Origin of the sequence: Streptomyces sp. NBC_01166, assembly GCF_045039765.1 — a bacterium.
Taxonomy (GTDB): domain Bacteria; phylum Actinomycetota; class Actinomycetes; order Streptomycetales; family Streptomycetaceae; genus Streptomyces.
This window is the reverse complement of record NZ_CP108613.1, coordinates 5,198,585-5,222,697: the sequence shown is the minus strand read 5'-3', so window position 1 is coordinate 5,222,697 and position 24,113 is coordinate 5,198,585. Positions and strand designations below refer to the sequence as shown.

Genomic DNA, 24,113 nt, shown 5'->3' with positions numbered 1-24,113 from the left:
CGTAGGCGCACGGCACGGTCCGGACACCTGGTTCCGGACCTGTGCGAGCAGGGCACTGCGAAGGGCACAACTTCCTCGATGAGCACCCCACGGGCCCGGAGCGGCGACGACGGTGCGCGCTCCGGGCCCACGGGAAACCAGCGTGACGACCGGGATCGTTACGGGGCGGTCTTGACGGTGATCTTGCCGTCGATGATTTCCTTCTTCGCCTTGTCCACGGCGGCGATGACATCGGTCATCTTGGTGAAGGCCGGGTTGGACATGGCCAGGCCGACGCCGTCCTTGTCGAGGCCGTAGCGGACCTCACCGGACTGCGGCTTGCCGTCCTGGACGGACTTGATCAGGTTGAAGACGGAGTCCTCGACGTCCTTGGTGACCGAGGTCAGGATCGACTCCTTGTAGTCGGCCAGACCCGCCTGCTTGTACTGGTCGGAGTCGACGCCGATGTTCCACTTGCCGGCCTTGGAGACGGCTTCGATCGCACCGGACCCGGCGAGACCGGCTGCCGAGTAGACCACGTCGGCGCCCTTGTCGAGCTGGCCCTGGGCTGCGGCCTTGCCGAGGTCCGGCTTGGAGAAACCGTCGAAGTTCGGCGGCTGCGTCAGGTACTGCGGGACGACCTTGACCGAGGGGTCGGTCTCCTTGACGCCCTGCTCGAAGCCGGCCTGGAACTTCTTGATCAGGGGGGTCTCGACACCACCGATGAAGCCGACCGTCTTGGTCTTGGTGACCTTGGCGGCAGCCACGCCCGCGAGGTAGGAGCCCTGCTCCTCGTTGAAGACGATGTTGGCGATGTTCTCGCCGGTCACGGAGGCGTCGTCGATGATGCCGAAGGTGATCTTCGGGAACTTCGGCGCGACCTTCTTGATGGCGGGGGCGTAGGCGAAGCCGACGCCGATCACCGGGTTGTTGCCGGCGCGAGCAAGTGCGGTGAGGCGCTGCACCTTGTCGGCGTCCGCTTCGCCGTCCGACGGCTCGGCCTCGGTGCCCTTGACTCCGAGGTCCTTCTCGGCCCGGGCCAGGCCCGCGTAGGCGGCGTCGTTGAACGACTGGTCGCCGCGGCCACCGATGTCGTAGGCAATAGCCGTTTTGTCGGCCTTGGAGTCGGAACTGCTACTCGAGGAGGAAGACTCGCCACACGCCGTGACGCTTAGCGCGAGTGCCGCGGACATGACGCCCACGGTGGCAATCCTGGTGATCCGGCGCAAGGGAAGGCTCCTTCAAACCTGACCGAAGCGCCTCTTCCGGCGCTGGTTTCGCGGCGATCGTAACGCGCGTAGATGTCAGATAAGGACCCCTACGGAAGCTGTTATCGGATCGTCGCGAACAGGAGGTGTCCTGTCCGGTTACGAGCGGCCACCCGAAGGTGACGCGTGGCCGCAGGAGCGGAGGGCCGTTCACCCACGTTCCGCGCTCAGGCGTCCAGCAGCGCGGCGGCGGTGAACAGTTCCACGCCGACCGTGATGGCCTCCTCGTCCACGTCGAAGTTGCCCCGGTGCAGGTCCAGGCCACGGGTGTCACCCGGCGTCCGGACGCCGAGCCTGGCCATGGCGCCGGGGATCTTCTCCAGGTACCAGGAGAAGTCCTCGCCGCCCAGGCTCTGCTCGGTGTCCTCGATCGCATACGATCCGCGGCGGATGGTCATCGCGGCGTCGAGAAGGCCGATCGTCTCCGCCTCGTTCACCACGGGCGGCACACCCCGGACGTAGTCGATCACCGTCTTGGCCCGGTACATTCCGGCCACCTCGTCGATCGCCGCGTGCACGAGGTCGGGTGCCTGGCGCCAGCTCTCCAGATCGAGGCAGCGGACCGTCCCGGACAGCTCGGCGTGCTGCGGGATGACGTTGGGCGCGTGGCCGGTCTGCAGCCGGCCCCAGGTGACCGCGAGCCCTGCGCGCGCGTCGACGCGCCTGGCCAGCAGCGCGGGCACGTCGGTGGCCACCCGGGCCGCGGCGGTGACCAGGTCGGTGGTGAGGTGCGGCCGGGCGGTGTGTCCGCCGGGTCCGTCGAGGGAGACCTCCACGCGGTCGCAGGCGGAGGTGATCGGCCCGATCCGGAGCCCGATCCTGCCCACGTCCACCTTCGGGTCGCAGTGCACCCCGATGATCCGCCCCACGCCTTCCAGCACCCCGGCCGCCACCGCGTCGGCCGCGCCGCCGGGCAGCACCTCCTCGGCGGGCTGGAACAGCAGCCGCACCGGGCGGGGCAGCAGCCCCTGCCGGTCCAGGTCGCTCAGCACGAGCCCCGCGCCCAGGACACAGCTCGTGTGGACGTCGTGCCCGCAGGCGTGCGCACGGTCGGGCACGGTGGACCGGTAGGAGACCCCCGCCTTGGTGTCCGGGATCGGCAGCGCGTCGATGTCGCCCCGGAGCGCCAGCATCGGCGTCACGCCGTCCCACTCCCCGACGTCACAGACGAGTCCCGTGCCACCGGGCAGGACCTGCGGCTCCAGGCCGGCCTTCTCGAGCCTCGCCTTGATGGCCGCGGTGGTGCGGAACTCCTGGTTGCCGAGCTCCGGGTGCATGTGCAGATCACGGCGGAAGGCGATGAGCTCGGCACGCAGGTCGTCGGGCAGGGCGCCGGGCAGGACGGCCTCGGCGTGGGGCGCGCGGGACTTCAACTGGTTCACCCAGTCAAGGGTAGGCCCCCGGTACCCACAACTGGCCACTGATCGACAAAAGTTCAGCCGCTCAGGGGAACAAAAAGTGGTGTTGCGGCGTGTGACGAGAGGTTGAGGTGGGTATGCTCTCCCATCCGATTTTCCGGCGTGAGGCTGCGCGAGTTACCCGCACTCACGGCAGCTTGAGCAGGTCGCGGAGGGTGCCCACATACGCCGCGACATCACGCTCGGCAGGCAGCTCGGGGTCGGCCGTGGTGTCGGCGGCCGGGCCAGGGGTGCGGCAGGAGCGGCAGAGACCGTCGGGGAGCGCTTCGGGGCGGCCCGGTGCGCCGCACTCCGCGCACTCGACCATCGGGCGGTGCTCGGGCATACCCGCAGCGACGGCCGGTGCGGCGGTGGGCAGCAGGGGCGGGAGCTTGTCGCGGAGGCGGCGCCTGACGAGCCCCACAGGTGAGTCGACGGCCGCCGGAAGCCCTGCCGTGAGCGCCCGGACCAGGTACTCGGCGTCCACACCCCGCGCCAGCCAGGCGGTGGCAGCCTCCTCCAGTGCGGCACAGTCGGCGGCGGAGAGGGCGAGACGGGCGTCGGCGTGACCGAGCCGGGCGAGGGCGGGGTAGGCGGGCGAGGGCACGTCGGCCGGAGCATCCTGCGGGGCCGCCTCCGGCGCGGGCGCCGGTTCGGGCTCCTGGGTCCGCTGCTGCGGTACGGCGGGGGCGGCCGGGTGCTGCGGTACGGCGGGGGCAACCGGAGCGCCGCTGAGGAACGTGGCCCACCACTCGTTGTCGCGGGCGGTACGGGACCAGTAGGTGCGGGTGATCCAGCGGATCCGGCCGCCACCGGCGTCTGCGGGGCAGCGCACATGGCGCAGGTGCCCGGCGACCGCCAAGGCCTTCAGCGCGCTGCCGACGGCCATCTGCCCGTACAGCGGCAGGGACTTGGCCAGGGACTTGATGTCCATCGCCGCGCCGTCGGGCAGGTGGTCGACATATCCGGCGACGTAGCGCTCGCGCTCCGGCAGCAGGGCGAAATCGTCGGGCCGAGGCGGGCGTTGGTCCGGCGCGGACCGCTTGCCGTAGCCCGGACTGGCCTTCGCGTACGGGCGGGAGGGGGGTGCGGGCGCGCGGAGGGCGGAGTTAATGTGCTGCGTAGCCACGAGATCGGGTCCTTGTCGATCTTGGGGTGAGACCCCGGCGCGGTGCTACCAACACCAGGTCGGGGTCGTTCAGTTGTGGGCACCGTAAGCACTCGTGACGTTGCGCCGCAAGCTGGTAACGATTAGTCATACTTGCTGGCTGTGACGGGTCAGGGAGGGTGGGAAGGTTCTTTCCACCCTTCTTTTCCCTACCGGTTGACTGCACGTCTCGGGTACCGGCCCTCGAACCCCGATCCTCGGATCCCGAAGCTCAAGCTTCGGGCCCGCACCCGCCTGCGTACCCCCGAACGAGTGAACCGCCCGATCCCGGCGCTCGGGGGTCGAACCCCGAGGGCCGAGCGTCGGGGGTCGAGCGCCGGGCCTCCACTCGGGGCGGTGCGAACCCTCAGCCCGGCCGCTTGATGCTCTCGATGATCCGGGCGAAGCCTTCGTCGCCGTGGCCCGCATCGATCTGTCGCTGGATGAGCCCCTGGACCATTGCGACCACCTCCGTGCTGATGCCCTGGTCGGAACTGGCGTCGAGGAGATCACCGAGGCTGGAGAACTTGAGACTCTGCTGCCCCTCGACGGTGTAGTCCCCGCCGTCGATGACGGTGGCGAACCCCTGGAAGCTGTCGGCCATGGCCCTCAGCCACGGTGTGGCACTGGCGGCGAACTCACCCGCCGTCACACCTGCCGGCGCGACCATCGCGGCACCGTGCATGAATCCCGCGAACATGACGTACATGCCGGCGAGCAGCGCGAGGTCGTACAGGGACGCCAGCCCTGCGTCCTCGCCGAAGTAGGTGCTGGTCCCCCACTCGTCGAGCAGCGGCCTGCACTGCTGGAAGACGTCGGCCGAGCCGCTGTAGAGGACCGAGGACCCGGACCGGCCGATCATGGACGGTACGGCCATGATGCCGCCGTCCAGATACGCGATCCCGGCACGGGCGGCCCAGGCGGCGAGCTCCCGTGACTGCGCCGGTGACGTCGTGGTCACGTTGATCAGGGTTCGCCCGGCCAGCTCACCGACGAGCGGGTCGAGCACCTCGTGGAGCGACGCGTGGTCCAGCAGGCATGCGATCACCGGACCGCTCGCCCGGACCGCGTCGCCGGCCGTGGGTGCGGCCTCCGCGCCCTGCGCGACGAGGTCGTCCGCCTTTCCCGGCGAGCGGTTCCAGACCGTTGTCGCGTACCCGGCCTTCACCAGGGCGCCTGCGAGGGCGCCACCCATCGCACCCAGCCCGAGAACGCTCACCGGGTGTCTGCTGTTGGCTGTCACTTCCGGTATTTCCCTTCCTGTCGCCCTTCTCCTGAATCCTCGCTGCCTCCTGGGGGGTTGACCAGAACGGACTAAATAGTGGGGTACTCACCCGTCGGTAAGTGCTTCGTCCGGCGTGGAGCGTCCGGCCCGGGTCTCAGGACACGAGGGTCTGCTCCTCCAACTCCGTCAGCTTCACGGTGCACAGGCCGCCGCGCTCGGCCTTCACGTCCGTCACCTTCAGCTGCGTGCCGGGCGAGAGGATGAACTCCTCCTCACCCGTGAAGGCGGAGAAGCGGCGGATGCCCACGGCCCTGGCAGGAGTCACCTCGAAGAGCGTCCGCTTGCCACGGCTGCCGAGGAACGACCGGGCGACCCCGACCTCGGACGTGCACGAGGACACACCCCACCAGGTCACCGTCCGGCCGAGGGGGTACTGCGCACGGAGGTCGAGCGAGACTCCGCGCCACAACGGCTTCGTGTGGGCGGGGAGTCGGGAGACCGCCGAGAAGAGCAGCCGCAGGTAGGGGAGGTACGGGACGACCTTCGTCCGGTCCGGGGAGCGCAGGACCGCGTTGATCTCCCGGTAGAACGCGGACTCGCAGGTGTAGAGGTGGAGGGCGGCGATCGCGTCGGCGGACAGCTCACCGGCCGCCTCGTCCGCGCGCCTCTTGCCGAATTCGTGCGACTGCTCGACGTGCCGGCCGATGCCGGAGAGCAGGGACGCGACGGGGCTGACGGCCTCCTGGAAGTCGAGGAGCGGGGTGTCGAAGACACCGGTGATCGCCGGCAGGACGAGGCCCTCGTCCTTGACGCTCGCGAGCCGGTCCAGATACAGCTGATGCAGCTCCATGGTGGACGCGATGAACGCGCCCATGCGGTCCGCGACCCCGTCACCCTCTCCCCCGGTCCCCTCCGCGGCCGTGTTCCACCCCTTGCTGGGCAACCAGTCGATCTCGTCGGCGCCCAGCGAGGTGAGTGCGGCGTTGACCGTCCCGAAGTGCTCGCCCTCGCAGAAGATGTCGCCCTGCGCGGCGGGGTTGGGGTGGTCGATGTGCCGGACCTCGACGTCCGGATATCTCTTCTGAAGCCGGAGGACGACGTTCTTCAGGCTGCGGGCGTGAGCGCCCCACCAGGCGAAGACGACGTAGCGGTCCTCCTCCTCGGCGTTCTGCTTGGCCCTGAGGATCTCCTCGACGATCCGCTCGACCGCCGGGCGCCAGAACCTGGTGTGCTGATCGGTGGCCATCGCGCCGTCGCTGCTGGCGGTGAGGGCCGCGTTGAGCAGCAGAACGCCCTGCGTGAGCATTGCCTGGAACCACTCGGGCGGCTGGACGGTGTCCTGCTTCTTCAGCAGCGCGCGCACGTCGGCGATCGGGGTCTTCTTCGGTATGCCGTACTTCCACATCGCCGCCGCCTTGATGATGCAGCGGATGCTGACGACCCGGCCGAACTGGCTGTCCTTCCAGTCGTGGAAGGTGTTGTCGAACATGGCGATACCGGTGGCGCTCTCCGGCCTGGGATAAGGGTTCTGGCCGAAGACGACGACCTTCCACTTGTGCGGCGGATTCGGCTTGAGCGCCTGGAAGGTCAGCTCGCGCACCGGGACGACCCCCGGCCCGCGGGCAGGGCCGATGAACTCCGCGGCGTCCGCGTGGGACTCGATGACCGGCTTCAGGAGCGGAAGCCATGGTTCTCCGCCGTCCTTGAACAGATCGGCGAGAGCCAGCGGGTCGCTCGGGTCGGGCTGGGCCGGGGTGTTGGCATCGCTCATGGTGAAGGCTCTCCGCGGTGTCGGTCCGTGCTGAGGGCAGGGCAGGGCAAGTCGTCGGGCGGGTCCGGTACCGGACGGGCCGGGGCCCCGCACAGGACGATTCATATCGCTCGCCACTGACAGCGGTGATGGCCCAACTTCCGCTCGCGGAGGCGTTGTCAGTGGTGCGCTGTAGCGTCCTGATCAGTGGAGAGACCGCCTTTTGATCGGAGCGAACGATGACCGCGAGCCGCTTGCAGTCGCCCCCTGTCCGGGTGGTTCTGACCGACCTCAGCACCGATGTCGTCGAGGCGTGGCGGGCCGCGTTCGCCGACACCCCGGAGATCGAGATCCGCAAGGGATCGATCCTCGACGAGCGGGTCGACGCCTGGGTCAGTCCGACCAACTCCCGGGGCCGTATGGACGGTGGCACCGACGCAGCCGTCAAGCGGTATCTCGGCGCGGGCATCCAGTTGCGCGTGCAGCGGGCGATCCGTGACGGGTTCGGCGGAAGCCTCCCCGTGGGGAGCGCGGTGTGCGTGCCGTCCGGAGCGGTCAACCCGAAGTTCCTCATACCGACGCCGACGATGGAGGGGTCCTCGCAGAACGTCAGCGAGACCCTGAACGTGGCCCTGGCCTGCGCCGCCGCCTTCCAGGCGATCCACCGGCAGAACCAGGAGGCGCCGGGCAGCATCGAGTCCGTGGCGCTGGTCGGCATGGGCGCCCGTACGGGCCGGGTGCCGGCGCGGGTGTGCGCCAACCTGATGTGGACGGGCTACACCTTGTTCAACGACCACCGCTTCGAGGACTACGACGACCTGCGCAGCACGATCGTCGCGCAACTCGACGACATCGAGGCCGCACCCGTCACGGAGCGCGTCCGCATCGACCCCGCCAGGCGCGGCGGGGCGCGCCGCTGACGGAAGCCGAGGCTCACACCTCACCCTTCTTGGTATTCAAGGATCTGATTAGTCATATTCTTGAGTATGATGCGCGAGGGAGAGGGAAGGGGGTGCCTCCATGGCCCTGCGACACGCGGTGCTGGCGGCGCTGCTGGACGGCGAGTACAGCGGATACCAGTTGGCCAAGGCGTTCGACATCGGCGTCGCGAACTTCTGGCACGCCCTGCCGCAGCAGTTGTACGCCGAGCTGACCAAGCTGGAGAAGGAAGGGCTGATCGCGGGCCGGCAGGTGGTCCAGGAGACCCGGCCCAACAAACGCCTGTTCCAGGTCACCGACGCCGGCCGCGCCGAGCTGGAGGACTTCGCCGCAGCCGCGTCGAAGCCCTCGTCCATCCGCGACGATCTGCTCGTCAAGGTCCAGGCCGCCGACCGCGTCGGCACGGCGTCGGTGATCGGCCAGCTCGAGGAGCGGGCGTCCGCGGCCGAGGGCAAGATCGAGCTTCTCGGCAAGCTCCTGCGGCAGCTCCGCGGTGACGTGGACGAGGAGGAGTTCCTCCGCCACGGCGAGCGGATCGGACCGTACCTGACGTGCCTGCGCGGCCTGTCCTTCGAGCAGGAACACCGGGACTGGTGCCTGCGGATCGCATCCGTCCTCAAGGAAAGGCAGTCCACCCGTGCCGAGCGGTGAATACGTGCGCTATGTCGCCCTGGGCGACAGTCAGACCGAAGGCGTCGGCGACGGGGACGACACCGTCGGGCTGCGCGGCTGGGCCGACCGGCTCGCCGAGCACCTCGCAGCCGTCAACCCCGCTCTCCAGTACGCGAACCTGGCCGTGCGCGGCCGAGTCGCGGCCCAGGTCCGCGCCGAGCAGCTGGGGCCCGCCCTGGCCCTGCGACCCGACCTGGCCACCGTCGTCGCCGGGGTCAACGACGTGCTCCGGCCCCGGTTCGACGCGGCAGAGGTGGCGGGGCACCTGGAGGAGATGTTCGCCGAGCTCACGGCCGCCGGGGCCCGGGTGGTGACGATGACCTTCCCCGACGTGGGGAAGATCGCGCCCCTTGCCCGGCCGGTCCGAGGCCGCGTGTTCGACCTCAACGCCCACATCCGCGCCGCGGCCGCCCGTCATGGGGTCGCTGTCGCCGAGATCGACCTGCATGCCGCCGCCGCCGATCCGCGTCTGTGGAGTACGGACCGACTCCACACCAGCCCCCTCGGTCACGAGCGGATCGCCGCCGCCGTCGCTCAGGCCATCCAGCTGCCCGGAAGCGGCGACGCCTGGACCCTCCCCCTGCCGGAACAGCGGCTTCCTTCGCGTTGGCAAGCCGCGGGTGCCGAAGTGCGCTGGGCCGCCGGCTTCCTCGGCCCCTGGCTCGGGCGCCGTCTGCGCGGCCGGTCCTCCGGCGACGGCCGCACCGCGAAACGCCCCCTGCTGCAGCCCCTGGGCGCCGTGCCCGACTCCCCTGCGGACGGGGTGCGTCAACACCCCGCATAGGCTGCTGTCGTTGGCCAACGCATCACTGTGGGGGGTACAGGGCCGATGAGCCATGCGATGGATGTATTCGAGCCACTTCAGGCCGACGACCCGCCCGTGGTGGCGGGCTATCGGCTCGCCGCGCGGCTGGGGGCCGGTGGCATGGGCCGGGTGTATCTGTCGCACACCCAGGGTGGCCGTCCCGTGGCGATCAAGGTCGTACGGCCGGAGCTCGCCGACGATCCGGACTTCCGGCGCCGGTTCGGCCGGGAGATCAAAGCGGCCCGACGGGTCCGGGGTGCGTACACCGCCGAACTGATCGACGCCGACGCGGACGGCGTCCCGCCCTGGCTGGCCACGCTGTACGTGCCGGGACCGTCGCTGACGGAGGCGGTGACCCGGAGCGGACCCCTGCCGGTGCCCGCGGCGCTGTGGCTGATGGCGGGGGTGGCCGAGGCACTGCAGGCCATCCACGCCGAGGGCATCGTGCACCGCGACCTGAAGCCGTCGAACGTGCTGCTGGCCGGCGACGGCCCACGGGTGATCGACTTCGGTATCGCGCTGGCCGCCGACGGGACCTCGTACACGGCGACCGGTGGCACGATCGGCACGCCCTCCTTCATGGCTCCGGAACAGGCCTCCGGGGGTGAGATCACGGCGGCGACCGACGTCTTCGCGCTCGCCCAGACCGCGGCGTTCGCGCTGCTCGGAAAGCCGCTCTACGGCGACGGTCCGGCCGTCAACGTGCTGTACCGGATCGTGCACTCCGAACCCGACCTGTCCTTGCTGCCCCAGTCGCTGCGTCCGCTGTTCACCCGTTGTCTGGCCGTCGACCCGGCCGCGCGGGCCACGCCGGAGGAGGTCGTGGAATGGTGCCGGGACCGGCTGGGTGCGGAGGCCGACGCGGGCGGCGGACCTGCCGTGTGGCGGGAGATCACCGGGCCGGAGCCCGTGATCCCGGCGCCGGTACCGGAGCCCACCCCGGCCTACCCGCAGGCGCCGGTGCCCGCGGCGGCGTCGACCGCCCCGCAGCCGCCGGTGCCGTCCGGCCCGGCCTATCCGCAGCCGCAGTTCGCGTGGCCGACGCCGACGCCGGAACAACGTAAGGCCGGCAGGCGGCGCACGGTGCTGATCGCGACCGCCTGTGTCGTAGCTGGGGCGCTGGCTGTGGTGGCACTGGCCTGGTCGGTCATGGACGCGATGGGCCGGATCGGCGACCGGGACACTGCCGGCCCCACGGTGTCCGCGACGGGACCTGCCGCACGCTCGTCGGAATCCGCACCGGGATCGTCGACGGGCCCCTCCACGGATCCGTCCAAGGCCTCGGATCCGTCCGGTGCCTCGGATCCGTCGGCGGTCGGGGCCGGGGACGACGCGTCCGACGACGCCGCGTTCCCGTCGGGCTCGTCCCAGGATCCGCGGCCGGAGGGGTTCCCCGGTGTGTGGCTGGACGCCAAGAACTCGCTGAGCCTCAACAACTCCGAGCCGGAGCTGAAGGGCCGGAAGGGCGACATCCGCTTCGGTTGTGAGCAGGCCGACTGTGAACTGAAGAGCGATAACGTCGTGTTCATGCAGATCTTCGGAGGACATGGGACGACCCTCGACGAGTGCCGTCTCATGCTCGGGAGCGCCGCGAAGCACAGCTGGCCGCTGGCCGCGGCGGCGGCCGGTACCGAGATCTGCATGAAGGACGACGAGGGCAACATCGGGCTGTACGTGATCCAGACGAAGTCGACCGCCCTCCCGGAGATCGCCTTCCTCACCGGAGACCTGACCGTCTGGCGGAACGCGGACCGGTAGCGCTTCGTGCGTGGGTCGTGCCGGCCGGTGAGCAGTGTTGACGCCTGAGCGCCGCGCCCGACCCGCCCGTGCCCTCCGGTCAGGATCAACTGACGTAAGGGGTGGCCGGCCGGTTCAGTCGTCTGATCGGGCCGGTCGTCTGGTGAAGCGGCGCAACCCCCTTCGGGTGGGCCTGAGCGGCTCGTCCTCGGGTGTGGCGGGTACCTGAGTAGCGGTCAGGGCTGGTGCGAAGGCGGGGTTCCGGCCTTCCACGTACTGGCTGCCCCGTTCTATCCGGCTCCGGACGGCCTGGGCCATGGCCTGGTGGGACGGCTCTCGTAACAGGCCCTCCGCGGACAACCGTTCCCACATGTGCAGCAGTTCTCTTCCCCGGGTCGTTATCTGGCCTTCCTCCCGCATCCGTTGCCACGCCGCGGTGGCCCGGGCCACCTCGGGCACGGCCCGTTTCAGATCGGTGCGGCAGCGGATGCGCGCGACGGTCAGCGCGAGGGCGGTGGAGGTCATGTAGTCGCCGCGGAGATAGGCGATGTACGCCTCGATCGCCCGAGCCTCCAGTGACAGTTCGTCCTCCGCGCCCCGGCGCAGCGTCAGGTGCTCCCGCAGTGCGCCGGCGAGGACGAACGCGGCGTGCAACTCCTCGCGGCGAGCGTGCTGAATGATCCGCTCGACGCGGGCGAGCGGAGGAAACGCCTCTTCCTCCGCGGTGGTTCGCTCGTGCCCGGGCGGCAGATCCTCCTCCTCGGCTATGGTCCGGCTGGAGCCGTCGGGGTACACCCGGAGCCGCGCCACCTGCCGCACGCTGCGGTCGATGACGGTCGCCGCCACCGGAGCCCCCAGGGTGCGGGCGAACATGGCCACGGCGTCGAGGATCGCCTCGTTGGGCGGGCGCGTGCCGCCCATCTCCAGCAGATGGCCGTTGACCACCGTCGAACCGTCCTCGGCGACGTACGCGTCGAGACGGATCAGCGGAGGTGCGCCGATCGCGGGCAGGTTCCCCGTGTCACGGGGTGTCAGCGAGTGAGGCATCCGCTCGGACTCCAGGTCGGGCCATGCCGATGACGGGCATGGAGACAGTCGGTGCGGTCGTGATCGTCACCGCGTGCAGCGTATCGGGGCGACGCTCCCCGCCGTGCACGGAACCAGCAACCGCCCTCAGCCCTCCGCCACCGCCGTGGCCCGCCAAGGGGCGAGCCGCTGCACGTCCTTGGCCGTCTCCGTGACTCCGCTCAGGAAGCCCTGGGCGCGCGGGGACGCCGTGTCGCGGAGCCACTCCGGCGCTATGTCGCACACCGCGACCTTCACGCCCGTGCCCGCCAGGGCCAGCGGGAGGGTGTGGACCACGGTGGACGGGAAGCTCAGCACCGTGTGGCCGATCGGGCCTCTGCGGGCGATGAGTTCCAGCGGCAGATCGGGGCGGACTATCTCCAGGCCGGTGGCGGCTTCCAGGGCGTGGAGCTTGTCCGCGGACTCGCGGCGGTGGGCGAAGTAGCGGGTCGCGCCGTGAGCACGGGCCAGCGAGGTGACCGCCTCCTCGTACGGGACGGGGTCGACCACGCCGGTCTCCACGAGGGAGGTGCCGACCAGGTCGGCGCCCTTGGTGATGAGGGGCGGGCCGAAGCGCTCGCGCGTCCACGCGAAGGTGTTCGCGGTGACCTCGATGCCGTCGGGGGCGTCCACCGGCATCGCGGTGAACACCTCGACGGTGCGGGACGCCGACGGGGTGAAGCTGCGGCGGGCCGCGGTGGTGACCGGGGCCAGGAGCAGTTCGCGCGGGCCCCCGCTCCCCCGGCGGTGCCAGCGCACCAGGCGTTCGCCGCGCGCCAGTTGGGCGACGAACTCCATGGTGGCCGTGCCGTCGTCGACGACCGTGATCCGGCGGGCCCGGACCAGGGTGAGGAGCAGTTGCACGTACCGGGAGAAGGGGTCCCCGATGACGATGCGGTCGGCCTTGCGGATCAGGCCGGTCAGCGCCCGCAGGGCCTTCAGAGGCGCGCCGGTCTCCCCGCGCGCCTCCTGCCAGCGGACGGTGATGCCCTCGTCGCGGGCCAGCTCCGCCATCCTGCGCAGCTGTCCGCGCGACATCGGGTCGACCGGGGGGAGGACGACGACCGTGGTGTCGGTTCCTCCCCGGGTGTGGGTCCACTCCAGGACGTTCAGGAGCTGGACCGGGCTCTCGACGAAGGCGAGGTTCACCGGTCGGCCCGTCAGACCGCGACCGGCTCGGCGGCCGGCGCGTTCTCGCCCTCGGCGACGACGCCCGCGACCCGGCGGAGCTTCTTCATCGGGCCGAGCTCGGACTCGTACACCTTCTTGACTCCGTCGCCGAGCGACGCCTCGATGGTGCGGATGTCGCGGACGAGGCGCGTGAGGCCCTGCGGCTCGACGGAGGCGGCCTGGTCGGAGCCCCACATGGCGCGGTCCAGGGTGATGTGGCGCTCGACGAAGGTGGCGCCCAGCGCGACGGCGGCGAGGGTCGTCTGCAGGCCGGTCTCGTGGCCGCTGTAGCCGATCGGGACGTTCGGGTACTCCTGCTGCAGGGTGTTGATGACCCGCAGGTTGAGCTCCTCGGCCTTCGCCGGGTACGTCGAGGTGGCGTGGCAGAGCAGGATGTTGTCGCTGCCGAGGACCTCGACCGCGTGCCGGATCTGCTTCGGCGTCGACATGCCGGTGGAGAGGATGACGGTGCGGCCGGTGGCGCGCAGCGAGCGGAGCAGCTCGTCGTCCGTGAGGGAGGCGGAGGCGACCTTGTGCGCGGGAACGTCGAACTTCTCCAGGAAGGCGACGGCCTCGGTGTCCCACGGGGAGGCGAACCAGTCGATGCCGCGCTCGGCGCAGTGCTCGGCGATGGCGGTGTACTCGGCCTCGCCGAACTCGACGCGGTGGCGGTAGTCGATGTACGTCATCCGGCCCCAGGGGGTGTCGCGCTCGATGTCCCACTGGTCGCGCGGGGTGCAGATCTCCGGGGTGCGCTTCTGGAACTTGACCGCGTCGCAGCCGGCGTCGGCGGCCACGTCGATCAGCGCGATGGCGTTGTCGAGGTCGCCGTTGTGGTTGATGCCGATCTCGCCGGTGACGTAGACGGGGTGGCCGGGTCCGGCGGTGCGGGACCCGAACGTGCGCAGGCGGGAGGTGTTGCTCATGGTGGTGCTTCCTTACGTGGTGGGGACGTTACCTGGTGGGGGTGGGGGTGGTTCCGGTGGAGAGGGTGGGGCCCAGGAGCCAGGCCGCGATCTCGCGGATGGCGCCGGAGCCGCCGGGGTTGGTGGTCACGGCGCGCGCGGCGGCGCGCACCGAGTCGTGGGCGCTCGCGACGGCGACGGGCCAGCCCGCCAGGCCGAAGCAGGCCAGGTCGTTGACGTCGTTGCCGACGTAGAGCACGCGGTCGGGAGCGATGGACTGCTCCTCGCACCACTGCTTGAGTGCCAGGTCCTTGCGGTCGATGCCGTGCAGGACGGGGACCTGGAGTTTGCGGGCGCGGGCGGCGACGACCGGGTTCTGTTCCGTGGACAGGATCAGGAGCGGTACGCCGGCCCGGCGCAGGGCGGCGACGCCGAGGCCGTCGCCGCGGTGCACGGAGACGATCTCGCGGCCGTCGGAGTCGATGAGGACGCGGTCGTCGGTCTGCGTGCCGTCGAAGTCGAGGACGACGGCGTCGATGTCCGCCCGGGTGGGGAACGGCGAGGGGTCCAGGAGCGGCGCGAGGGCGCGGGCGCGGGCCAGGTCGTGCGGGTCGTCGATCTCCAGGACCCGGGCCGGGTCGGTCGGCACGAGCGCCGTGTGGCCGAAGAAGCGGTGGCGGTGGGTGCGGAAGCCCTCGACGTCCATGGCGTACGCGGCGCCGGTCTCCAGGTAGTCCTGGGGCCGGTCCTGACGGCGGGGGCGTACGGCCTTGTCGTGGTTGACGCCGTAGGTGTCCTCCTCGACCGCACTGCCGTCGCGCCACACGAAGCCGTGGAAGGGCGCCACGGTGACGGCGGTGTCGGCGCCGTCGCGGGCGACCGCGGTGGCGACGCCGTCGATGTCCTCGCGGGTGATGAAGGGGCTCGTGCACTGGACCAGGAGCACGACGTCGGCCTTCCGGCCGTGCGTCGTCGTCTCGTAGCTGTGCAGGGCGTGCAGGACCGCGTCCTCGCTGGTGGCCGTGTCGCCGGCGATCGCGGCGGGGCGCTGCACGCAGTGCAGCCGGGCGCCCTCCCCCAGGGCCTCCGCGGCGGCGACCGCCGCCGCGGCGATGGCCGGGTCGTCGGTGGTGACGACGACGTCCGTGACCTCGGCCGAGGCGAGGCAGGCGCGGATGGCGCGGGCGACGAGCGGTACGCCGCCGACACGGGCGAGGTTCTTCGCGGGCACGCCCTTGGATCCGCCGCGGGCGGGGATCACGGCGAGCACGGTGGGGGGCGGGGTCATGGATGCTCCTGAATCGGTGGTCACAGCTCACCCATCCGCCGGATCACGGGGGCGACCCGCTGGACGCCGTGGCGGTAGGCGCCGCGCGCCGCGTTGCGTACGGTTTCGCGGACCGCGCCCCGGACCCGGCCCGTCTCCTTGGGCGTGACGGCGCCCGGAAGCGGGTGGCCGTCGGGGCCCAGGTGGTAGCGGGCGAGGATGCCGGGGAGGTATCCGGGCGCGGTGGCGGGCGTGTAGTAGGGGGCGAGGCGGGGAAGCGGCCCGGCGGCGAGCAGCGCCGCCACCCGGGCGCGGGCGGTGTCGTAGGCCGTCCCGTAGGTGCCGTCGGCGGCGACGCCCTGGCCGGAGAGCCACTCCTCGTCGGGTTCGGGGCGGAGGCCGCCGTCGAGGTGGTCCCAGGACGTGATCAGTCCCGATCCGATGAAGTGGTGGTTGCCGAGGGCCTCGCGTACGCCGAGGTCGGAGAGGACCGCGGTCGGGATCCGCCGGTGCAGGGACTCCAGTGCGGCGGTCGAGGAGACGGTGACCAGCAGGTCGGTGCGGTCCAGGACCTCACCCATGTGCCCGTACACGAGGCGGAAGTTCGGCGGGAGGCCGCCGGGGATCCGCTCGGCGAGCCGCTGGTAGGGCAGCTCCTCGATGTGCGTGGTGTGCTCGCCGGGCTTGGAGCGCAGCTTCAGCAGCACCTCGCGGGCGGGGTGCAGCCGGGCGTGCTCGACGAGCCGGCGCAGCAGGTAGGTGCGGTCGGCACGCGAGGCCGGCACGGACGGCTGGGCGGCGAACACGACGGTGTCGCGGCCCTCCTGCGCCCGGTGCGGCTCCCCGCCGAGGAACGGCAGGGCGGCCTCCGTGACGGACGACGCGTCGGCGCCGACCCCTTCGTACACCGCGCGGAACCGCTCCCCGTCGTGGCGGGAGTTGGCGAGGACGACGTCCGCGCCGTGGCGCAGCAGCAGACCGTCGGCGAGCTTCTCGTAGACGACCCCGACGTAGCCGGTGACGACGACGGGCCTGCGGGGCAGGTCCAGTGCGGCCAGGCCGTGCAGCATCGCCTGGACCGCGCCGCCCACGAGGGCGAGGACGACGACGTCGTACGCCTCGTCCCGCACCGTGTGCAGGAACTCGACCGCTGTCACCTCGCGCACCCGGTCGGCGTCGACGCCGACCTCGCCCACTTCGGCGAGCTGGCGGGGCGTCGGGGTGGCCCGGCCGCGCAGCAGCAGTCCGCTGATCTCCACAGGACGCTCCGCCGCTCCGGACTCCGGGGCGGTGGAGAGGCGGCGCGCGGTGAGCGCGCCCCACTTCCACCGGGTGTCGGAGTCCGCGAGCACAGCGATGCGGAGGGCCGTACGGCCGGCTGCTGGTGTGGCGGCCGGAGCGGCCGCGTCATCGGTACGGGGGGGCACGTCGTAAAAGTTAGGAAGCCATTTCGATCCGCGGCCCAACGTGATGGCAACAGATGGTTAACAGCCGGTCGACGATTGGGGATTCGCCCCTTCGAGGGGCTGAATCGGCCCCGCAGGCAGGCCGGTTCACTTTCCCGATGCGTTCCGTTCACTTTCCGTACGGGCGGGAGTCAAGGCAAATGCCGGGGCCACCCCTAGCGTGATGCGGGTGGTCAAGCTCTCCGTCATCGTGCCGTTCTACAACGTTCAGGCATACGCACCCGACACCCTCAGAAGTCTGCGGGCCAATACCCGTGAGGATTTCGAGTTCATCCTCGTCGACGACTGCTCGACCGACGGGACGCCGGATCTGTTGCGCCGGGCCCGGGAAGAGATCGAGGGGGTGGTCGTGCACAGGCATGAGCGCAACGCCGGTCTGGCCACCGCCCGCAACACCGGTCTGGACGCCGCCCGGGGCGAGTACATCGCCTTCCTGGACGGCGACGACTGGCTCGCACCCGGCCACTACGACCGTCTGCTCGCCCGGACCGAGGCCCTGGGCTGCGCGTTCGTGCGCACGGACCACGTCCAGGTCACCGGCGTTTCGCGCACCGTGCGCCGCGTCCCGCACGGCCTGCGCGGGGTGGTGAGCGACCCCAGGGAAGCGATCCTGCCGGCCGACCGGACGACCTCGGTCGACTACGCCTTCGCCTGGGCGGGGCTCTACCACCGCGGCCTGCTCGACCGGGGGCTGCTGCATTTCACCGACGGGCTGCGCACCGCCGAGGACCGGCCGTGGATCTGGCGGCTGCACCGGGAGGCGGAATCCTTCGCGGTCCTGGGAACGCTGGGCCATTTCTACCGGCGGGGAGTCGCTTCATCCCTCACCCAGATCGGGGATGAACGCCAGCTTGATTTCATTCGGGCCTACGACCAGGTGGTGGCCGATACCGCGAAGGACCGCGACGCCGACATCCTGATGCCGAAAGCCGTGCGGACATACTGCGCCGTTATTTCGCATCACGTCGGATCCATCGAGAAATTCGAACCGCCGGTGGCCCGCACGCTCAGATCACTCGCCTCGGCGGCATTCGGAAACATGCCCCGGCGCGTGCTCGACGACGTCCTGGACTCGATGGACACCGAAAGGGCGACCGTGCTGCGCAAGCTGCGCCGCCGGTCCGCCGTCACCGAGGGAGCGACCGCCGCATGACCGTCCAGATCTTCGTCGCCTCCAGCCTCCACGGCACGGCGGTGCTCGCCGCGGCACTCGACTCGGGCTGCTTCGAGAGCTCCGGACGCCGCATCCTCCTGCTGAGCGACAACACGGCGGTCCCCGAGGCGGCACTCCCGGTCGACGCGACACCCGGGTTCGGGCGGCTGAGCACCCGCTTCGACGAGGTGCGTTCGTGGAACGACGCCGTCTTCCCGCTGCACCCGGGCGCCTGGACCCCCAGGCCCGACGACGTACCCCTGTGGGAACGCCACCTACGGCAGGCGTGGGACCTCGGGGACGAGGAGGTCGAGCTGGCCCTGGAATCCCCGCACGCCTCCCCCGCCCAGGCCGTCGCCCAGATCTTCACCGGCGGGCCGGTGACCGTGTACGCGGACGGGCTGACCGGCTACGGCCCGACCGGAGGCAAGATCCCGCCGCTGACCGGCACCCGCGTCCGGCGGCTGCTCCACCCGGACCTGCTCCCCGGCCTGACACCGCTGCTGCTGGGCGAGTTCGACGCCGTACCCCGCCCGCTGCCCGTCGCGGCCCTGCTCAAGGTCTTCGCCGAACTCGCGGAGGCCGCGCCGGAGACCGGGGCCCCGCAGGGGGCCGCGGTGCTGCTTCTCTCCGGGGCCGGGACACTCCCCGCCGCCGAGGAGACGGAACTCCACCTGCGGATGCTCCGCGGCACGGCCGCCCTCGGCCACACCCACCTCGTCCTCCAGCCCCACCCCAGCGGCCCCGCGCCCTCCATGGCGGCCCTGCGGGCGGAGGCCGTACGCCTCGGTGTCGAGCTGACCGTCCCGGACTCCGCCCTCCCGGCCGAGGTCCTCTACGAGAAACTGCGCCCCGCGCTCGTCGTCGGCACGTTCTCGACGGCGCTGCTCACCGCCGCCGCGTACTACGGCCTGCCGGTGGCGCGGACCGGGACCGGCACCCTCCTGGAGCGCCTCACCCCGTACGAGAACCCCTCGAGGATCCCGGTCACGATCGTCGACGCCCTGCTGCCCGACCTGGCCGACCCCGCCGCCGTGGCGGACCGGTCGCCGCTGACGGAGGCCATGGTGGCCGAGGCACTCGACGGCCTGCTGCCGGCCGTCGCCTTCGCCATGCAGCCACGCGTCCGTCCGGACCTCCGCCCGGCCGCCGAGCGCTACCTCTCCACCCGTCTGAACACCCGGACCTGGCGCTACTTCAAACGCCGCCGCCTCGGGTCGCTTGCCCTCCCCGGCGTCGTCCCCGCCCGCCTCGCCTTCGTCCGGCGGAACGCCACCCTGCGCCGGCTCGCGCGGCGCGCACGGGCCCTGAAGCGGCGCGCGCGCCGCTGATCAGCCCAGCAGCCGCGTCAGGCCGAGCCGGGCCCACAGCATGGCCGCGCCGAAGGAGAGGGCCGACGTGGCGGCGGTCACCGTGACGACCAGGGCCGCCGCCGACGGCAGCGAGAGGTCGGCGTCGACGAGTACGTCGGTGAGGAAACCCAGCACCAGCACGTGGATCATGTACGCCCCGAACGAGGCGCCCGCCAGCCGGGTCAGCGCCGGGCGCAGGCGCTCCGGGACGCGCAGCCGGTGCAGCGAGACCAGCACACCCGCGCTGAACAGGGCCACCAGGATGCTCGCGTACGGGATCGCGTAGTGCACCTCGTGCTGGTAAGCGATGACGGCGGCCAGGCACGCCCCCGCCGGCAGCAGCCACCACAGGCTCCGCCTGCCGAACGTCCCTGCGGGCAGTGCGAGGACCAGGGCGCCGAGGACCGCGTAGATCAGCTGGTACGGGCCGAAGCCCCAGCCGAAGCGCGGCAGTTCCAGGTCCGTGACCTTCCCCAGGTCGCCGAAGAGGGTCGGGGCGGCCCCCGACACGAGGAGGGCGGCGCCGAGGCCCCAGGGGCGCTTGCCCGACTTCACCAGGGCGGCGAAGGCCAGCAGCAGGATCACGGGGATGTAGGCGTACAGGTACCAGAGGTGGTACGCCGGGCGCACCGAGGCGAACAGCGCGTCGAACGCCAGCTCGTCGGCCGGGGCGTCGTTGGTGGTGCGCAGCCGGCCCCATGCCACGTAGAGCACCGTCCACACGGCGAGAGGCACCACGATCCGGACGATGCGCTGCCACAGCTGCCGGCCGTCCCGGACGGGGGCGCCGACGAGTACGACCCATCCGGCGATCGCGAAGAACAGCGGAACGGCGAAGCGGCCCGCCGAGTCCGCCGCCAGGCCCGCCCAGTAAGTGCCGGGACCGTTGGCGGCGTCCCGGCCCGCCGCGCTCACGAAGGCGGAGCCCGTGTGGCAGAGGATCACGCCGACGGAGCAGAGCAGCCGGATCAGATCGATGTCGTACCGGTGTTCGCGGCGCGGGCGGGGTGCGGGGGCGGGCTCCGGGGACTGCGCGGGGGCAGGCGAGCCGGCCGGGGAGACAGAAGAAGACATGGTCAACGAAGGCTATGAACGGGCGGGCCCCGGGTGAACTCCGGTCAGGTGAACAGTCACTTCGTCCGGGTGTCCGGCAGGTGAAGGCCGCGTGCCGGCTCGGCGGTCCTGGGTCCGGGGAGGTGCGGGACGGGGCGCCCGGAGAAGGGGTCCGGTAGGCCGAAGACGTCCCGGAGCTCGGCGAGGTTGGCGCGGGTGACCGACCACAGGTGCTCCTGCCGGCCGTGTACGTCGGCCACGGCTGCCCCGTGGTCGTCGAGTACGGCCGCCGCACGCTCGGCGAGGCGGGCGCCCAGCGCACGGTCGTGGACGGACACCCCCCAGTCGGGGCGGTCGATGTCGGCGAGGAAGTAGGCGAGCTTGGGGTGCGAGACCAGGCTGATGATCGGCGTGCCGCAGCCGAAGGGGATCATTCCCGCGTGCCCGCGCATGCCGATGACCAGTCGCGTGCGCCGGTAGAGCTCGCGGATGCGGTCGTTGGAGAACAGGTACAGCGGCTCCACCGGGAGGGTGATGCCGTGTTCCCGGCGCAGGTCGTGGACGAACTTCTCGTCGGCCGGCATATGGGCCGCGTAACGGACCTCGGCGCGCTCGCCGACGGCGCGTACGGCGGCGGCCGACTCGGCCAGGAAGTGGCCGTAGTCGTGGCCGAAACGCAGGCCGGCGCGGTCGTAGGCGCAGTTGACCAGCACGGTGTCGTCCCGGCTCACACCGTCGTCCGGGCCGGGGTCGAGGTGGCGGGCGACGGTCGTGGGACACGGCTGGTAGCGCACCCGGTCCCGTAGCTCCTCGGGCAGGAGTTCCCTGACCCGGTCCACCGAACCGTGGTTCCGCAGTCCGAAGAAGGCCGACTTCCCGACCAGGGCGCGCAGGCTCTCGGCGAAGCGCTCCCTGCGGTAGCGCTGGCCGTCGAAGACGTTGTAGCCGACCGCGAAGACGGCGAGCGGCGCGGTGATCCGGGCCAGGACGTCATCGGGGATGTTCCACTGCCAGCCGCTGTTGCTGTTGGGCGCTGTGTCCGGGAGGAAAAGGCCGCCGCCGCCGACGACGATGCCGCGCCGGGCGTTCAGCTCCTCCAGTGCGGGCTCGTCGACCAGCCGGTGCACGGAGCGCTCGTGCCAGCGGGCGGGGCCGGTGTCGGGACCGAAGCACATGCGCACCGCTTCGGGGAGCACCTTGTCGCCGGCGTTCTCCTGACCGTCGGCGAACAGGGCGACATGGGCGAGCTGTTCGTCCGCGGGGCCCTGGGCGGGGTCCTCGGCAGAGCGCGTACGGACGTACCAGGCGTGGCAGTTGCCGTCGGTGGGGTCGGCGTCGAGGCCCTCGCGTGCGTACGCCGCCGCGTCCTCGGTCCGGCCCAGCAGCCAGGCGAGGCGGGCGAGCTGGCCGTAGGCGCGGGCGGCGAAGTCCGGTGACACGGTGGCCAGGAGGAGATGGGCCTCGGCCTCCTCGTAGCGGGACAGGGCCATCAGGCTGATGCCCAGCGTCTCGTGGCAGCGCGGCAGGTCGGGCCGGTCCGCCACGGCGGCGGTCAGCAGGGCGACGGCCTCGTCGTAGCGGCCCTGCTGCCGGTGCACCTCGGCGACCCGGCGGACCAGGTCCACGGGCGCACGCCCCTCCTCGGGGAACGGCAGGGCGCAGTGCAGCAGCAGTTCGGGGTGGGTGGGTCCCGGGAGGGCGCAGTAGGCGGCGCGGAATGCCGCGTCGTCCAGCTCGAAGCGTTCGCGCGCCTCGTGCGCCGGGGTGCCGGGGGCAGGGTCCTCGCCGAGGTGCAGGACGACGGTGCTCCCGGGTACGGGGACGCCGTCGTACAGCCGGTCGGCCGGGAAGTCGTAGGGGGAGCCGAGCGGTTCGAGGATGCCCGCCTCCGTCAGCGCGCGGTCCACCGCGTCCTCGCCGCCTTCGGCGAGGACGTCGAGCACGTCGTCTGTCACGTCCTGGCGCTGGATGACCAGCAGCCCGTCGTCCCGCACGGTCCGTCCGCCGCCGGGGGCGGGCTGTAGCACGGCTGCCACTCCTGTGCGGAGGGCCAGCAGCGGCCGGAGGGAGCCGAGGACGACCATGTCGGGGCCGACCGCGATGACGGTGTCGTAACCGGTCGCCCGGAAGACGTCGAGGCGGCTCTCCGCGATACGCGGGACGAGGCGCGGGTGCAGCCTGCGGGCGGCGTCGAGCGCGGAGTCGGGCAGCCCGGGGTGCAGGAGGAGGAAGTCCTCGCAGACGGCCGGATCCGCCAGCGCGAGGCTGCGCAGCAGCACCAGGAGACCGGGCATCCGGTCCTCGTCGGCGTAGGCGGCGAAGGCGATCCTGCGCTTGCCGGTGACGGCGCTCCGGTCGTCGGCGTCGGGGGCGCCCGGCCGTCCGTGAGGGGCGGTGGGCCCGGTGCGTCTGCCGTGGGTGGGCTCGGCGGGGCTGTTCATCGGAGCGCGGTCCTCATCTCGGTCTCGTCCTCCTGTGTCGCGCGGGCCGTGACCCACTCCCGCTCGCGCGGCGACAGCTGCCCCGGGAGTCCGAAGCCGATGAGGTCCAGGCGGTCGGCCGCGTCCAGGAAGTCCAGCAGCCGGAGCACGGTGAACGCGGTGCCCTTTCGCGGGCCCCAGCCGTCCTCACCGAGGAGGGCCGGGTCGTCCAGGGGATGCCGCAGCGTGGCGTCGCCGATGTGGTCCTGCGCGCCGGCGACCAGCCGGGCGCGCAGCGAACGGCGCCACTGCGACAGCGACTCACCGAAGACCAGCCGGGTGCCCGCCCGGCGGTCCCAGGCCGGGCCCGTCCACGGAGTGTCCCCCCGCAGGGTGACCGCGTGCAGGTCGGTGCGCGGCGCGGCGGCCGGAAGGGTGTCGCAGCGCACCACCAGGTCGTATCCGTCGATCAGCCTGCCGAGCGGGCTGCCGGGGGCCTTCTCCTCGTCGGCGATCCGGGCCGCGCCCGCGACCAGGCAGACCGACCGGCCCGCGATCAGGCGGCGCAGGGCGCCGACCCCGGCCGGCTCCGCGCCGCCGAGCAGAGGGTCGGCCATCCTGTCCCGGTCCAGGAGCCGGCGGTAGGCGGCGTACCGCGCGGTGAAGCGGCGGACGGCCGGGTCGGCCATGCCGCCACGCTCGGCGGTGTGCCGGCGCACGATCCCGGCGAAGACCGTACGCGCCTGTCCGGCGGGGGTGTTGTGCAGCGCCCGCAGGGCGTCGCCGTCCTCGCCGGGGAGCAGCCCGGCGGCCTCCTCCAGACAGGCACGGAGATCCCGCAGCGTGGCGACACGGCGCACGATGTCCTCGGCCGCCGCCGGGTTCTGCTGAAGCGCCAGGTGTTCTCCGTACGCCTGCTCCGCCTCGTCCCGGCGGCCCAGCGCCTCCAGCGCGCCTCCACGCAGCCGCCATGCGCCCTTGGACCTGGCGCGCAGCGCGGTGGCCTCGACGGCGATGTCCAGGGCGAGATGTGTCTCCGTCTCCCCGCCGGCCTCCAGGGCGCGCTGCCCTGTGCGGAGCAGGGCGTCGAAGAGGTCGTCCCCGTCGGTTCCGCAGGCCGTGGTGAGGCCGCCGATGGCGGCGAGGAGCCGGGTCTGCGGGGCGTCGCCCGTGGGACCGCCCGCGGTGAGGCCCGCGAGGTAGTCGCCGCACAGGCGCAGGGCGGCCGTGGGGGCCGACCGCGCCGTGGAGCCCTGCCCGGTTCTCGCCCGCACTGCCTTGAGCAGCCCCGTGAAGGTCTGGCCCATGCTCGTTCCGCCGTTCTGTCATCAGTGGCCGGCCGG

General features: G+C 71.8%; 19 protein-coding genes. 6 read left to right on the top strand and 13 right to left on the bottom strand.

Annotated features, from left to right (window positions below):
• Positions 1-158 precede the first annotated feature (158 nt).
• From OG379_RS24165 to OG379_RS24145, 5 genes are all read right to left on the bottom strand, one after another.
• Positions 159-1,208 carry a BMP family protein gene (locus OG379_RS24165; RefSeq protein ID WP_393767233.1) on the bottom strand — a complete coding sequence of 350 codons (1,050 nt, stop codon included), beginning with the start codon at positions 1,206-1,208 and terminating at the stop codon, positions 159-161.
• A 206-nt stretch (positions 1,209-1,414) separates the two neighbouring features.
• Complete coding sequence (locus OG379_RS24160; RefSeq protein ID WP_405665125.1) at positions 1,415-2,629, bottom strand: amidohydrolase; 1,215 nt, start codon at positions 2,627-2,629, stop codon at positions 1,415-1,417.
• A 163-nt stretch (positions 2,630-2,792) separates the two neighbouring features.
• A complete protein-coding gene (locus OG379_RS24155) occupies positions 2,793-3,773 on the bottom strand; it encodes a MarR family transcriptional regulator (RefSeq protein ID WP_405665124.1) in 981 nt (326 codons plus the stop codon).
• Between the two features lie 385 nt (positions 3,774-4,158).
• Positions 4,159-5,034 (bottom strand): NAD(P)-dependent oxidoreductase, encoded by an 876-nt coding sequence (locus tag OG379_RS24150; protein ID WP_405665123.1) that lies wholly within the window; start codon positions 5,032-5,034, stop codon positions 4,159-4,161.
• A 136-nt stretch (positions 5,035-5,170) separates the two neighbouring features.
• A complete protein-coding gene (locus OG379_RS24145) occupies positions 5,171-6,787 on the bottom strand; it encodes an ADP-ribosyltransferase domain-containing protein (RefSeq protein WP_405665122.1) in 1,617 nt (538 codons plus the stop codon).
• A 218-nt stretch (positions 6,788-7,005) separates the two neighbouring features.
• On the opposite strand from OG379_RS24145, the gene OG379_RS24140 reads away from it, so the two are divergent.
• The 4 genes from OG379_RS24140 (at position 7,006) to OG379_RS24125 (ending at position 10,940) form a co-directional block, all read left to right on the top strand.
• Positions 7,006-7,686, top strand: a complete 681-nt coding sequence (locus OG379_RS24140) for a macro domain-containing protein (protein WP_405665120.1) — start codon at positions 7,006-7,008, stop codon at positions 7,684-7,686.
• 100 nt (positions 7,687-7,786) lie between these two features.
• Positions 7,787-8,356, top strand: coding sequence for a PadR family transcriptional regulator (locus OG379_RS24135; protein WP_405665119.1), 570 nt, complete (start codon positions 7,787-7,789; stop codon positions 8,354-8,356).
• The gene (locus tag OG379_RS24130) at positions 8,343-9,161 is read left to right on the top strand and encodes an SGNH/GDSL hydrolase family protein (protein WP_405665118.1); all 819 of its coding nucleotides are present in this window, start codon (positions 8,343-8,345) and stop codon (positions 9,159-9,161) included. Before OG379_RS24135 ends, OG379_RS24130 begins: the two co-directional genes overlap by 14 nt.
• A 45-nt stretch (positions 9,162-9,206) precedes the next feature.
• Positions 9,207-10,940: a protein kinase domain-containing protein gene (locus OG379_RS24125; protein WP_405665116.1), complete on the top strand. Its 1,734-nt coding sequence runs from the start codon at positions 9,207-9,209 to the stop codon at positions 10,938-10,940.
• 114 nt (positions 10,941-11,054) lie between these two features.
• On the opposite strand, the gene OG379_RS24120 is transcribed toward OG379_RS24125, so the two are convergent.
• The 5 genes from OG379_RS24120 to OG379_RS24100 all read right to left on the bottom strand — a co-directional run bounded on the left by OG379_RS24120 (position 11,055) and on the right by OG379_RS24100 (position 16,753).
• On the bottom strand, positions 11,055-11,966 hold the full coding sequence (locus OG379_RS24120) for a hypothetical protein (protein ID WP_405665115.1): 912 nt from the start codon (positions 11,964-11,966) through the stop codon (positions 11,055-11,057).
• A gap of 126 nt (positions 11,967-12,092) precedes the next feature.
• Positions 12,093-13,133 (bottom strand): hypothetical protein, encoded by a 1,041-nt coding sequence (locus tag OG379_RS24115; RefSeq protein ID WP_405665113.1) that lies wholly within the window; start codon positions 13,131-13,133, stop codon positions 12,093-12,095.
• A gap of 11 nt (positions 13,134-13,144) precedes the next feature.
• The gene (locus tag OG379_RS24110; protein ID WP_405665112.1) at positions 13,145-14,080 is read right to left on the bottom strand and encodes an N-acetylneuraminate synthase family protein; all 936 of its coding nucleotides are present in this window, start codon (positions 14,078-14,080) and stop codon (positions 13,145-13,147) included.
• A 28-nt stretch (positions 14,081-14,108) separates the two neighbouring features.
• Positions 14,109-15,347 (bottom strand): cytidylyltransferase domain-containing protein, encoded by a 1,239-nt coding sequence (locus tag OG379_RS24105; protein WP_405665111.1) that lies wholly within the window; start codon positions 15,345-15,347, stop codon positions 14,109-14,111.
• Positions 15,348-15,367: 20 nt separating this feature from the next.
• Positions 15,368-16,753, bottom strand: coding sequence for a DUF6716 putative glycosyltransferase (locus OG379_RS24100; RefSeq protein WP_405665110.1), 1,386 nt, complete (start codon positions 16,751-16,753; stop codon positions 15,368-15,370).
• A 208-nt stretch (positions 16,754-16,961) separates the two neighbouring features.
• On the opposite strand from OG379_RS24100, the gene OG379_RS24095 reads away from it, so the two are divergent.
• Positions 16,962-17,945: a glycosyltransferase family 2 protein gene (locus OG379_RS24095; protein ID WP_405665109.1), complete on the top strand. Its 984-nt coding sequence runs from the start codon at positions 16,962-16,964 to the stop codon at positions 17,943-17,945.
• The gene (locus OG379_RS24090; RefSeq protein ID WP_405665107.1) at positions 17,942-19,276 is read left to right on the top strand and encodes a polysialyltransferase family glycosyltransferase; all 1,335 of its coding nucleotides are present in this window, start codon (positions 17,942-17,944) and stop codon (positions 19,274-19,276) included. The genes OG379_RS24095 and OG379_RS24090 overlap by 4 nt, the downstream gene beginning before the upstream one ends.
• Here OG379_RS24090 and OG379_RS24085 read toward each other — a convergent pair whose 3' ends face one another.
• From OG379_RS24085 to OG379_RS24075, 3 genes are read right to left on the bottom strand one after another with little or no spacing between them, the layout of a single operon-like run.
• Entirely contained in the window at positions 19,277-20,371 is a 1,095-nt protein-coding gene (locus tag OG379_RS24085) for an acyltransferase (RefSeq protein ID WP_405665105.1), read from the bottom strand. It abuts the gene before it with no gap.
• Positions 20,372-20,427: 56 nt separating this feature from the next.
• A complete protein-coding gene (locus tag OG379_RS24080; protein WP_405665104.1) occupies positions 20,428-22,791 on the bottom strand; it encodes a polysaccharide pyruvyl transferase family protein in 2,364 nt (787 codons plus the stop codon).
• On the bottom strand, positions 22,788-24,077 hold the full coding sequence (locus OG379_RS24075; protein WP_405665103.1) for a hypothetical protein: 1,290 nt from the start codon (positions 24,075-24,077) through the stop codon (positions 22,788-22,790). The genes OG379_RS24080 and OG379_RS24075 overlap by 4 nt, the downstream gene beginning before the upstream one ends.
• Positions 24,078-24,113: the final 36 nt, after the last annotated feature.